Origin of the sequence: Streptomyces sp. NPDC005791 (assembly GCF_042871485.1) — a bacterium.
Taxonomy (GTDB): Bacteria; Actinomycetota; Actinomycetes; order Streptomycetales; family Streptomycetaceae; genus Streptomyces.
Genome location: NZ_JBIAIP010000001.1, coordinates 752006 through 764134 on the forward strand (window position 1 = coordinate 752006; position 12129 = coordinate 764134).

At 71.6% G+C, this 12129-nt stretch carries 9 protein-coding genes; 1 reads left to right on the forward strand and 8 read right to left on the reverse strand.

What is annotated here, in order from left to right; genetic code table 11:
* Positions 1-137: 137 nt before the first annotated feature.
* The 5 genes from ACFYSH_RS03675 to ACFYSH_RS03695 all read right to left on the reverse strand — a co-directional run bounded on the left by ACFYSH_RS03675 (position 138) and on the right by ACFYSH_RS03695 (position 5073).
* Positions 138-2477 carry an ABC transporter permease gene (locus ACFYSH_RS03675; protein ID WP_388750758.1) on the reverse strand — a complete coding sequence of 780 codons (2340 nt, stop codon included), beginning with the start codon at positions 2475-2477 and terminating at the stop codon, positions 138-140.
* Entirely contained in the window at positions 2474-3160 is a 687-nt protein-coding gene (locus ACFYSH_RS03680; protein WP_388750760.1) for an ABC transporter ATP-binding protein, read from the reverse strand. Before ACFYSH_RS03680 ends, ACFYSH_RS03675 begins: the two co-directional genes overlap by 4 nt.
* Positions 3157-3681, reverse strand: a complete 525-nt coding sequence (locus tag ACFYSH_RS03685) for a PadR family transcriptional regulator (RefSeq protein ID WP_388750761.1) — start codon at positions 3679-3681, stop codon at positions 3157-3159. The genes ACFYSH_RS03680 and ACFYSH_RS03685 overlap by 4 nt, the downstream gene beginning before the upstream one ends.
* A 148-nt stretch (positions 3682-3829) precedes the next feature.
* Entirely contained in the window at positions 3830-4105 is a 276-nt protein-coding gene (locus ACFYSH_RS03690; RefSeq protein WP_359470719.1) for a hypothetical protein, read from the reverse strand.
* The gene (locus ACFYSH_RS03695) at positions 4102-5073 is read right to left on the reverse strand and encodes an SPFH domain-containing protein (protein ID WP_388750763.1); all 972 of its coding nucleotides are present in this window, start codon (positions 5071-5073) and stop codon (positions 4102-4104) included. The genes ACFYSH_RS03690 and ACFYSH_RS03695 overlap by 4 nt, the downstream gene beginning before the upstream one ends.
* 220 nt (positions 5074-5293) lie before the next feature.
* On the opposite strand from ACFYSH_RS03695, the gene ACFYSH_RS03700 reads away from it, so the two are divergent.
* Positions 5294-7528: a transglycosylase domain-containing protein gene (locus ACFYSH_RS03700; RefSeq protein ID WP_359470713.1), complete on the forward strand. Its 2235-nt coding sequence runs from the start codon at positions 5294-5296 to the stop codon at positions 7526-7528.
* A 61-nt stretch (positions 7529-7589) separates the two neighbouring features.
* Here ACFYSH_RS03700 and ACFYSH_RS03705 read toward each other — a convergent pair whose 3' ends face one another.
* From ACFYSH_RS03705 to ACFYSH_RS03715, 3 genes are all read right to left on the reverse strand, one after another.
* On the reverse strand, positions 7590-9491 hold the full coding sequence (locus ACFYSH_RS03705; RefSeq protein ID WP_388750765.1) for a SpoIIE family protein phosphatase: 1902 nt from the start codon (positions 9489-9491) through the stop codon (positions 7590-7592).
* Positions 9492-9864: 373 nt separating this feature from the next.
* Entirely contained in the window at positions 9865-10584 is a 720-nt protein-coding gene (locus ACFYSH_RS03710; RefSeq protein ID WP_359470709.1) for a DUF402 domain-containing protein, read from the reverse strand.
* A gap of 39 nt (positions 10585-10623) precedes the next feature.
* Positions 10624-12027 carry a class II fumarate hydratase gene (locus ACFYSH_RS03715; RefSeq protein WP_359470707.1) on the reverse strand — a complete coding sequence of 468 codons (1404 nt, stop codon included), beginning with the start codon at positions 12025-12027 and terminating at the stop codon, positions 10624-10626.
* Positions 12028-12129 lie beyond the last annotated feature (102 nt).

Genomic DNA, 12129 nt, shown 5'->3' on the forward strand with positions numbered 1-12129 from the left:
GGGGGGGGCGGGGGCGGGCGGGGGGCGGCGCGTGGGGGGGGGGGGGGGGGGGGGGGGGGGGGGGGGGGGCGCCCCCCCGGGGGGGGGGCCCCGGGGGGGGGGGCGGGGGCCCGGGCCCCCCCCCACCCCTCGCGGCATCACTCCGTGCGCAGCCCGTCCGGGCGCATCATGCGCCACAGCAGGGGCAGCGAGAGCAGGGTCACCACCACGACGAGGGCCCCGCCCGCGCCCGCCAATGGCAGGAACAGCCACCACCGCGTCACCGTCTTGGCCAGCATCCACGTCAGCATGGTGCCGAGCCCCAGGCCGCCCGCGGTCGCGACCAGCAGGCCGATGACCACCGGGACGGCGGTCTGCCAGAGCACCGACCAGCCGAGGGTGACACGCCTGGTGCCGAAGGCGACCAGGACCGACAGCAGTCGCCTGCGCTCCCGGAGCTGTTCCAGCTGGGAGACCAGCATCGACGCGGCGATCAGCAGCAGCGTGGCCACCGCGCCCAGCCGCAGGCCGGTCTGCACGCCGGCGTACTGGCGTTCGCGTTCCGTCGATCTCAGGGTGACGATCCGCATCCCCGGGTCGATCCTGGCGGCGGTGTTCCGTACGTACTCGGCGACGTCCTCGACGCCCTCGTCGACCTTGACCAGCACGACGGTCTGGGCGGTCGGGACCATGCGCGGGTCGACGGCCCCGACCGTCGCCATGATGCCGTAGTTCTCCTCGCCGAGCGGGTCGGGGGCGGAGGTGACGGTCCTGCTGTCCGCGGGGAGGGTCCAGCGGACCGACTTCGCTCCCGGCTTCCAGTCGATCGCGGAGTTGAGCTCGATCTCCTCGCCCTTGCGGGCGGTCTCGTCGACCCAGTCGCTCAGTTCCTCGTCGCCCCTGGGGTGGACGACGAAGGCGTCGCCCTCCTCGCAGGAACCGATCTCGGCGAGCTCCTTCAGGGTGGCGCAGTCGCCGATGCTGAGGGAGGTGGTCGGCGCGATCTCGTCCTTGCCGTACGTCCCCGGCCTGGTCACGTACGACTCGACCGTGCCGATGACGCGTTCCACGCCCTCGGTGGAACGGAACGCCTCGATGGTCCGGGTGGCGGCGTCCCCGCTGACCTTCTCCGAGTACGTGTGGAACTGGGCGCGCGACGGGTCCTGGCCCGTGATCCGCTCGAACTCGTCGCCCATGGCGGCGAACAGCATCTGCAGGGCCACCGCTCCGGCGACGGCCACGGTGATGCCGCTGACCGCGCGGGACGCGGCCCCGCTGTTCAGCTGCAGCCGGCGGATGGCGAGCTGCCAGGGCAGCGGGCCGCCGCGCAGCCGGTGCACACAGGCATCCACCAGCCAGGGGAGCAGCAGCGCGAGCCCGAACAGGACCAGTACCGCGCCGCCCGCGATCGGGTACGGGTCGACGGGGGTGAACTCGTCCACCCGGCCGGTCAGGGCGAGCACCGCGATCCCCGCGACGGGCATCAGCACGCGCCACCAGAGGCGGCGCCCGCGGCCGCCACTGTGGCGTACGACGCCCAGTGGTTCGACGGCCACCGAGCGCATGGCGACCAGGGTGACGAACACGGCGGACAGGGGCACCGCGACGGCGACCAGTGCCGCCAGCCAGGCGGCGGGTGTCAGATCGGACGGGAAGGCGCTGTGGTTCCACACCTCGACGGAGCCGACGAACTCGCGGCCCACGAGGAAGAACGCCAGCCCGGCCAGCAGCCCCAGCAGCGACCCGAACAGTGCTTCGCCGGCCGCGATCCTGCGGGTCGTCCGGATGTCCGTGCCGACCAGGCGAAGGGCGGCGAGCCGGCGGTCGCGGCGGTCGCCGCCGAAGCGTACGGCCGTGGCGATGAAGATCGCGACGGGCGCCAAAAGCACGACGCAGATCATGATGACGAGGACGACCAGGACGGGCGGGAGCGGATCCTCCGCGGGGCCGCTGCCGTAACCGGACAGTCGGTGACCGCCGTCGGCGGGTGTCAGGGAGTCGCTGCCCACGTAGAAGTACAGTTCGCCCGGGGAGAGCAGACCCGCGTCGGCGATCGTTCCGCTGATCCGGTACGGCAGCCGTTCCTTGAGCAGGTCGCCTTCGGGTGAGGTCAGCAGCTCCCGGAGGGCGGGGGAGACCACCATCTCCTGCGGGCCGGGAAAGCGGGCGACTCCGGGCGGGAGGGTTGGGTGGGCGCCCTCCGGGCGCATCAGGAAGCCTTCGACGGCGCGGCCGCGGTACTCGGTCGCCGCGTTGATCCGCACGACCGTGGTGTCCGACTTCGGTACGGCGTCCCCGTCGCGCGACACCAAGGACTCCTCGCGGGCCTGACCGCGTTGCGAGCGCTGGTCCAGCAGGTGCGGCACGGACGAGGCGACCAGTAGCATCGCCACACCGAGGCCCACCCCGACGGCGGTGAGCGCGGTCCGCGCCCAGCCCTCACGGCCGCCCGCGGCGGCGAGGCGTATGCCGAGGCCGAGGTCACGCAGCCAGGTCATACGGCGAACTCAAGATCGCGGCACCGGCCGTCGCGTACGACGATGTCGCGGTCCGAGTAGGCGGCGACGCGTGCCTCGTGTGTCACGAGCACGACGGCTGTGTTCGCCGTCCGGGCGGACTCGGTGAGCAGTTCCATGACCCGCTCGCCGTTGAGGGAGTCGAGCGCCCCCGTCGGCTCGTCGGCGAAGACCACCTTGGGGGAGGCGACCAGGGCTCGGGCCACGGCGACGCGCTGGCCCTGGCCGCCGGAGACCTGGCCGGGGCGCTGGGCGGCGAGGTCCTCGACCTCCAGTCGCTCCATCCACTCCCGGGCGGTGCGTTCCGCTTCCCTGCGCTTGACACCGTTGAGCCGGAGGGGCAGGGCGACGTTCTCGACGCAGGTCAGCTCGGGGACGAGCTGGCCGAACTGGAAGACGAAACCGAAGTCGGTGCGGCGCAGGGCGCTGCGCTCGGCGTCGGACATGGCGGACAGCTCGCGGCCGTCGTAGGTGATGGTGCCCGCGTCGGGGGTGACGATCCCGGCGAGGCAGTGCAGCAGCGTCGACTTGCCGGAGCCGGACGGGCCCATGACCGCGACGACCTCGCCGGGGTGGACGGAGAAGGAGGCGCCGTCGAGCGCGGGGGTCGAGCCGTAGGTCTTGCGCAGGTCGTGGGCGGCGAGCAGGGAGCCGGCGGGGGTCACGGGGCGATCACCTCGGCGAGCTTGCCGAGCCGGGCGGAGGTCAGTTCCAGCCACCGCAGGTCGGCTTCGAGGTGGAAGAGCGCGTGGTCGCAGATCAGCTGGTCGGCGAGATCGCCCCTGCGCTTGCGGTCGGTGAGGATGCGCATGAGACGCAGGTGCTCCGAGCGCTGGGCGTCCAGGAGGTCGGCGGCGTCGCGGCCGGTGAGCAGGGCCAGGACGACCTTCGTGTACAGGGTCGACTGGAGGTACGGCTCGGGCTTCTCGGGCTGCGCGAGCCAGGCGGCGACGTCGGTGATGCCGGCGTCGGTGATGGCGTACCGCTTGCGCTCGGGCCCGCCGTCCGTCTCCACGCCGTCGACCTCGACGAGCCCGTTCTTGAGCAGGCGGGACATGGTCGCGTAGACCTGGCCGTAGTGCAGGGGGCGATCGTGGCCGAACTTCTCGTCGAAGGCGCGCTTGAGGTCGTAGCCGTGGCGGGGGCCGGACTCCAGGAGCCCGAGGAGGGTGTGACCGATTGACATGCGACGCACTCTACACGGTGTGTATACCTCGCATGTATACGGGCTCGGGACACGTACGGCCGACCCGTCGGCGGGGCTCGGAGGGGCGGGACCGTACCCGGGGGTGCGGATCGAGCCCGTCCGGCGATCGAGGGCGAACCGGACGCGGTCACCCCTCCGCTTCGGGCGGCTGCTCCGACGGCGGGGCCTTCGGGGGCCGGCCCCGGCGGGGGATCGGGGCCGCGCTCCCCGGGAGGCGGCCCGCCTCCGCCAGCGCCCGCCGCAGCAGGAACTCGATCTGCGCGTTCGCGCTGCGCAGCTCGTCGGAGGCCCACCGGGCCAGCGCGTCGTGCACCGCGGGGTCCAGTCGCAGCAGCATCTGCTTGCGCGCGGGCCCCCGCCGGGCCGCCGGCCGGCCCGCGGGAGGCGTGGCATCGTCCGTCACTGGTAGAGCGTGCCCGTGTTCAGGACCGGCTGCGCCGCACGGTCACCGCACAGCACCACCATCAGGTTGCTCACCATCGCCGCCTTGCGCTCCGAGTCGAGCTCGACGATGTCCTGCTCCGCGATCCGGGTCAGGGCCATCTCGACCATGCCCACCGCGCCCTCGACGATCTGCTGGCGGGCCGCCACGACCGCTCCCGCCTGCTGCCGCTGCAGCATCGCCGAGGCGATCTCGGGGGCGTACGCGAGGTGGCTGAAGCGGGACTCGATGATCCGTACGCCCGCCGCCTGCACCCGTGCCGTGAGCTCCACCGCGAGCTTCTCGGTGATCTCCTCGGCATTGCCCCGGAGCGAGAGGCCGCCTTCCTCGTGGGCGTCGTAGGGGTACTCGATCGCGATGTGCCGGACGGCCGACTCGGTCTGCGTGGCGACGAACTCCAGGAAGTCGTCGACCTCGAAGAGCGCCTGCGCGGTGTCCTCGACCTTCCAGACGACGATCGCCGCGAGCTCGATCGGGTTGCCGTAGGCGTCGTTGACCTTCAGGACGGCCGTCTCGTGGTTACGGACCCGGGTGGAGATCTTGCGGCTGGACGTCAGCGGGTTGATCCATCGCAGCCCGTCCGCGCGGATCGTGCCGACGTAGCGGCCGAAGAGCTGGATGACCCGCGCCTCGCCCGGGGCGACCATTTTCACACCGCTCATGCAGAAGAACGAGGCGATGGTCAGGAGCAGTCCCAGGACGATGAGCGGGATGCCGACGCCGTTGTGGCCGTCGGAGCCGAGGACGCCGCCGACGATGGCCAGGGCCACCCCGAGGAACACCCCGAGCACCGTCAGCAGCAGACCCAGGCCGCCGGGGATGGAATGGGCGGTGGTCTCTCTGACCTGCGGCGCGGGCATCTCGGGCGTGTCCGGCGTCAGGTCGGCGCCGGGGCCGGTGGTGCCGGGGCGGTCGTGTGCTGCGGACATGGGTCCCCCGTTTCGTACGGCATGACGCCGTGCTAGCAATGTGATTACACATTAACCGCTCTCGCAACCTTGTGCACCCCTCGGGAGTCGGTTCCATAGGGGCGGGTGCTGATTCTCACGTCCGGAAAAGGCCGGATCGCTCGCCATTTGTCCGAGCCTTCGGTGTTAGCTGGCAGGTCTGACCGGAGCGGTACGAGCAGAAGAACGGAGCACCACAGCGATGGGTCGAGCGGATGCGCGGCGAGCCCAGGGACGGGGAGCGCGCCGGACCGCCAGGAGCGGCGGCGTACGCCGGCTCTTCACCTGGCGGAAGATCCTGGGCACCCTCTTCGGGTTCTGCCTGCTCGTGATGGGCGCTTTCGTGGCGCTGTACGTGTACGTCGACGTGCCCGAGGCCAACGCCCAGGCGCAGAAGCAGAGCAACGTCTACAAGTACAGCGACGGCACCCTCCTGGCCCGGAGCAACTCCGAGGTCAACCGCGAGATAATCGACCTGGACGTCATACCCGAGAAGGTCCAGCACGCCTTCGTCGCCGCCGAGAACAAGTCCTTCTACCGGGACCAGGGCGTCGACCTCAAGGGCACCACCCGCGGTCTGATCAACACGCTCACCGGCAAGGGCAAGCAGGGTGGTTCCACGATCACCCAGCAGTACGTGAAGAACTACTACCTCACGCAGGACCAGACGGTCACCCGCAAGCTCAAGGAGCTGGTGATCTCACTCAAGGTCGACCGGAGCACCAAGAAGGACGACATCCTCGCCGGGTACCTCAACACCGTGTACTACGGGCGCGGTGCGAGCGGCATCCAGGCGGCCGCACAGGCCTACTACGGCGTCGACGCCAAGGATCTCGACACCTCCCAGGGCGCCTACCTCGCGGCCCTGCTCCAGGCTCCCAGCCAGTACGACTGGGCGAACGCCACGCCCACCGGCAAGAAGCTCGTCAAGGAACGCTGGGCCTACACGCTGGACAACATGGTCGACGAGGGCTGGCTCGACCGGGCCGAGCGGGACAAGATGACCTTCCCCGTCCCCGGCTCGCCCAAGGCCGCCCCCGGCATGGAGGGCCAGACCGGCTACCTCGTCGAGTCCGCGAACGACGAGATGAAGCGGCAGGGCATCACCGACGAGATGCTGGACGCCGGCGGCTGGACGATCACCCTCAACATCGACAAGAAGAAGCAGAAGCAGCTCGAGAAGTCGGTCGACCGCCAGCTGGAGAACCAGCTCGACCGGGACGGCAACAAGGTCGACGCGACCGTCCAGGCGGGTGCCACCTCGGTCGATCCGAAGACCGGCAAGGTGCTCGCGCTGTACGGCGGTGTGGGCGCCACCGAGCACTACATCTCCAACGCCACCCGCCAGGACTACCAGCCGGCGTCCACCTTCAAGCCGCTGGTGCTCGCCTCCGCGCTGGAGAACGAGTCGACCACCCAGGACGGCGACCTGATCGGCCTGGACACGGTCTACGACGGAACCAGCAAGCGCCCCGTGGTCGGGAGCGACACCCCGTTCGCCCCGCAGAACGAGGACGACATCAGCTACGACAGTCCGACCGTGCAGACGGCGATGGACAAGTCGATCAACTCCGTCTTCGCGCAGATGGTCGTCGACGTCACCCCGAGCGCCGTGAAGAAGACCGCGCTCGACATGGGCGTACCGGACAAGAACTTCCCCGAGCGCCCGGCGATCACGCTCGGGACCATGAACGCCTCGACGTGGGACATGGCCGGGGTGTACGCCACGCTCGCCAACCACGGCAAGAAGGTCACCCCGACCATCGTGAAGTCCGCCGAGCACCGCGACCGCACCATGGAACCCGTCGACGGCGTGGGCGGCCAGGCGATCAGCCGGGCGTCCGCGGACACCGTGACGAAGGCGCTGACCGAGGTCGTCGACATCGGCTCCGGCCGGGAGGCCGACACCTCCGCCTACGACGCCGCCGGCAAGACGGGTACCTCCGAGGACAACAAGGCGGCCTGGTTCACGGCCTACACCCCGGAACTCACCACAGCCGTCGCCCTCTTCGGCGAGTCCACCAAGGACGGCGGCGGCCAGGTCAGCCTCACCGGTACGGCCAACTCCGGCCGGGCCAACGGCGGCGGGTTCCCCGCCAGGATCTGGGCGGACTACACCCTCAATGCCCTCGGCGGCGGCTCGGACGCCACCTTCGACCTGCAGGGAGTCGAACGCGGTGAGACGCCGGTGACCCGGACCCCCTCGGCCACTCCCTCCGAGACCGAGAAGCCGTCGGAGACTCCGTCCGAGGAGCCCGAGAAGCCCTCCGCATCGCCGAGCGAGACCCCCAGCGGCGAGGCGTCCACGCCCGCGGAGACGCCGAGCGAGTCACCCTCGTGGACACCGAGCGAGACACCCAGCGAGACGGAGGACCCCGAGGACGGGGACCAGCCGCCGGGTGAGCGACCGGGCAGCGAGGACCTGCTGGGGCAGTAGCGACGGATGAGGGGCGGGTGCCGGCCGGCACCCGCCCCTCACACATGTCCGGCGCTCCGGCCTACGGCGTGGCCATCTCGAACCACACCACCTTGCCGGTCGACAGCCGCGTCGCTCCCCACCGCCTGGCCAGCCGGTTGACCAGGAACAGCCCGCGACCGCCCTCGTCGGTCTCCCGGGCACGCCGCTGCCGGGGCAGCTGCGGGGAGTCGTCGCCGACCTCGCAACGCAGGATGTCCGTACGCAGCAGCCGCAGGGTCACCGGCCGCTCCGCGTAGCGCACGGCATTGGTCACCACCTCGCTGACCAGCAGCTCCACCTCGTCCGAGAGGTCGTCCAGACCCCACCGGCTCAGCGCCCTGCGGGCCAGCCTGCGGGCCCGGCCGGGCGCCGCGTCCTCCGGTTCCAGGAACCAGTACGCCACGTCGCTCGGCGCGATCCCGTCGAACCGGGCGGCCAGCAGGGCGATGTCGTCGTCCCGGTCACCGGGGCCGAGCATGTCCAGTACGTCGTCGCAGAGCGCTTCCAGCGGCGGTGAATGGTCCGGCCCGGTCAGCTGGGCGGTGGCGGCGAGCCGCTCCCGCAGGATCTCGATGCCCGTCCAGACGTCCCGTATCCGGGACTCCACCAGGCCGTCCGTGTAGAGCAGCAGCGTGGCCCCGGCCGGTGCGTCCAGCTCGACGGCCTCGAAGTCGACGCCACCGACCCCGATCGGCGCGCCCGGCGGCACCCGCAACACCTCCGCCCTGCCGCCCAGATGGAGCAGCACGGGCGGCGGGTGCCCGGCGTTGGCGATGGTGATGCGGTGGGCGACCGGGTCGTACACCGCGTACAGGCAGGTCGCCATGCGGTCGCTGCCGAGCCGCTGGGCCTGCTCGTCCAGGTGGTGCAGGACCTCCTGCGGAGGCAGGTCGAGACCGGCCAGGGTCTGTGCGGTGGTGCGGAGCTGGCCCATGATCGCGGCGGACGTCATGGAGTGCCCCATCACGTCGCCGACGACGAGGGCGACCCTGCTGCCGGGCAGCGGGATCGCGTCGTACCAGTCCCCGCCGACCCGGGCCGTCTCGGCAGCCGGGAGGTAGCGGGAGGCCAGCCGTACGCCCGTGGGCTGGGGCAGCGAGTCGGGCAGCATGGTGCGCTGGAGCTCGTCGGCGATGTACGCCTCGCGGCCGTACAGCACGGCCTTGTCGATGCCGAGCGCGGTGTGCGTGGCCAGCTGGGCCGCGACCAGGAGGTCGTTGGCCTCGAACGCCGGGCGCTCGGTGCCGCGCAGGAAGACGGCGGCGCCGATCACCCGCCGACGGCCGCGCAGCGGAGCCAGGATCGCGCGGTGCCCGGTCGGCACGGCACGGCCGGCGCCCAGCAGTTCGGGCAGGGCCACGCGCGCCGCGGCGGAGTCCCCGAAGACGGGCCGCACCCCGCGCAGCACCTCGGCGAGCGCCCCGCCCGCCCGGATCTCGCACAGGTCGGCTGCCGGCAGCAGCCCGGACTGCGGGTCGGTGACGGACAGCCGCAGCCGCTCGCCCTCCGGCCCGCCGTCGGTCTCCTCGTCGGCGAGCCGCAGCCTGTCGGTGCGTCGCAGCCGTAGCACGAAGGGGTTGACGGGCCGCTCGTCACCCACCGGGAGCGGGTCGCGGAGGTAGACGAGTATGGCGTCGGAGAACGTGGGCACGCTCGCCCGGCACAGGCCCAGCACGATCTCGTCCAGGTCTATGCCGCGCGCGATCCGGCGGGTCGCCGCGCCGACGAAACGGAGGCGGTCCCCTTCGCGGCGTGTGACCGTCTGCGTGTCGACGACGGGTGCGGCGGCGTCCATGGCGGCACCGGGCACCGGAAGGGAACCGGGCATCGCGGCGGTGGCAGCGGCGCCCGGCGGGGCCTCCTGCTGCCGGGGCCGGGCGCGTTCCTGCGGCCGTGCGGCGAGGGGCTGCCGGCCTTCGTGGGAGGTGGGATGCTCCGTCACGCGTGGGATTCCGTCCGTCCGGGCCGGTTGTACGAGGCGATCGCACTCACCTCGGGGGGTCGCGCCACTGTGCCCCGGCAAGTGCTCCGATAACAACGGCTGTCACCGGATGCCCTCGGAGAAGGGGCCGAAACCGTACGGCCGGTAGGGGGCCTCCGGGCGGCTGGGCAGTGGCCGGCGAGCATGTCTCCACCCCTCGTAGTGGGAAATGCGACCGCACGGGCCCCGGCTGTGTGGGCCGGGTGACTCATGCGTTGCGTTCGGTGACTGGTGGTCAGCCCCTGGGCCGCTCAAGCCGGTTGTGGTGGCCGCCCGGCGGAACGGTTCGCGGAGGGCGATCCTGCGGCTGCCCTCCTGGGGTGCGTCAAGGGTCTCACGACGTCGTGCGGGCAGGGGTGCGGTCCCAGTCATCAGGCAGTGGAGGGACCGGCCACCGGGGGTCGGGCCGCCAGTGCTCCCAGCCGTCGCTGAACGGCGTGCCCCAGCGCCGGATCACCTCGACGGCCGCCAGCCCCGCCTCGCGCACCCGCCGGGCGGTGGCCTCGTCCATCAGCCCGACCCGCTGCGCCTGCGCGAACTCGTCCTCGTCGAGCCATTCCCAGCTGTGGTCGGGGCGCACCGAGATGTCGAGGAAATGGTCCTGCGAATCGACTCCGCCCGCCCAGCGTGAGCGGGGCTCCTCGAGGTTGACGTACCAGTTGCGGAAGAGCCAGCCGCGGTCCCAGAACAGCCAGACCGACCAGGGGTCGCCGGGCCGGGCGAGCTTCAGCACACCCGAGCCGAACCACCGGGAGCGCACCGTCGTGCGCGGGCGCGTGTAGCGGGTGGCGAGCGGCTCCGCGTGGACCTGGGTGCCGTCGGCGAGGACGGGTCTCACACACTCGGTGCCGGACGCCATCCACACCGCCAGCAGGTCGTCGGTGTCCTGGACGACGGTGACCGGACGGCAGATGTGCACCGCCTGACCACCGTCGTCACCGGGCCGCCCGTTGGCCCGGTAGCGCCAGAGGATCCGGTCCCCCGGCGACCAGCGCACACCGTCCCCCGCACCCGCCCCGGTGCCTGCTCCCGTACCCGCGTCCGTCGCTGTCATGAAGTGATCTTAGGGACGTGTCCACCGGCGCGTGGTGCGTTACGACCGGGTCATCCGCAACACGTCCAGGGCCTCGTCGAGCTGCTCCAGGGTCAGGTCACCTCGCTCGACGTACCCTCCTGCCAGCACGGTCTCCCGGATCGTCGTGCCGTCGGCCAGCGACTTCTTGGCGACCTTCGCCGCCTCCTCGTAGCCGATGTACTTGTTCAGCGGGGTCACGACCGACGGCGAGGACTCGGCGTACCGGCGTGCCCGCTCCACATGGGCCGTGATGCCGTCGACCGTGCGGTCGGCGAGCAGCCGCGAGGCGTTGGTGAGCAGCCGTACCGACTCCAGCAGGTTCTTGGCGATCACCGGAAGCATCACGTTGAGCTCGAAGTTGCCTGCCGCTCCGGCGGCGGCGACCGTGGCGTCGTTGCCCGTCACCTGGGCCGCGACCATCAGCACGGCCTCCGGGACGACCGGATTGACCTTCCCCGGCATGATCGACGACCCGGGCTGCAGGTCGGGCAGGCTGATCTCGGCGAGTCCGGTGCGGGGGCCGGAGGCCATCCAGCGCAGGTCGTTGGAGATCTTGGTGAGCGACACGGCGATGGTACGGAGCTGGCCCGAGGCCTCGACGAGCCCGTCCCGGGCGCCCTGTGCCTCGAAGTGGTTCCGGGCCTCGGTGAGCGGGAGGCCGGTGGTACGGGCGACCTCCGCGATGACCGCGGCGGAGAAGCCGGGCGGCGTGTTGATCCCGGTGCCCACCGCCGTGCCGCCCAGGGGGAGTTCGGCGAGGCGGGGGAGCGAGGCGTGCAGCCGCTCGACACCGTGGCGGATCTGCGCCGCGTAGCCGCCGAACTCCTGGCCCAGGGTGACGGGGGTGGCGTCCATCAGATGCGTACGGCCCGACTTCACGACCTCCGCGAATTCGGCCGATTTCCGCTCCAGGGACGCGGCCAGGTGCTCGAGGGCCGGGATCAGGTCGGCGGTCACGGCCGCGGTCGCGGCGATGTGGATGGACGACGGGAAGACGTCGTTCGACGACTGCGAGGCGTTGACGTGGTCGTTGGGGTGGACCTCGCGCCCGAGCCGCTCGGTGGCGAGCGTGGCCACGACCTCGTTGGTGTTCATGTTGGACGAGGTGCCGGAGCCCGTCTGGAAGACGTCGACGGGGAAGTGCTCGTCCCAGCGCCCCGCCACCACCTCGGCGGCGGCTTCCTGGATCGCGTCCGCGATGTCCGGATCCAGCACCTCGAGCCCGGCGTTGACCTTGGCCGCCGCGGCCTTGATCCGGCCCAGCGCCTCGATGTGGGCCCGCTCCAGCCGTTGCCCCGAGATGGGGAAGTTCTCCACCGCCCGCTGCGTCTGGGCACGCCACTTGGCGTGCGCGGGCACCTTCACCTCGCCCATCGAGTCGTGCTCGACGCGGTACTTCGTGTCCTCGGCCGGTTCGCCCATGGTGTTCTTACCTCCTGCTGGAGCGAGCACGGTCCGCGCCCGCCGTATTCCCCACTCATCCTGCCCGCCGGACACGCCGAAGGGGCGCACCGGCGTCCGGTG

Coding starts and splice junctions, on each gene's coding strand:
- ACFYSH_RS03675 (WP_388750758.1), bottom strand. CDS start 2,477: ATGACCTGGCTGCGTGACCTCGGCCTCGGCATACGCCTCGCCGCCGCG.
- ACFYSH_RS03685 (WP_388750761.1), bottom strand. CDS start 3,681: ATGTCAATCGGTCACACCCTCCTCGGGCTCCTGGAGTCCGGCCCCCGC.
- ACFYSH_RS03695 (WP_388750763.1), bottom strand. CDS start 5,073: ATGTCCGCAGCACACGACCGCCCCGGCACCACCGGCCCCGGCGCCGAC.
- ACFYSH_RS03700 (WP_359470713.1), top strand. CDS start 5,294: ATGGGTCGAGCGGATGCGCGGCGAGCCCAGGGACGGGGAGCGCGCCGG.
- ACFYSH_RS03710 (WP_359470709.1), bottom strand. CDS start 10,584: ATGACAGCGACGGACGCGGGTACGGGAGCAGGCACCGGGGCGGGTGCG.
- ACFYSH_RS03715 (WP_359470707.1), bottom strand. CDS start 12,027: ATGGGCGAACCGGCCGAGGACACGAAGTACCGCGTCGAGCACGACTCG.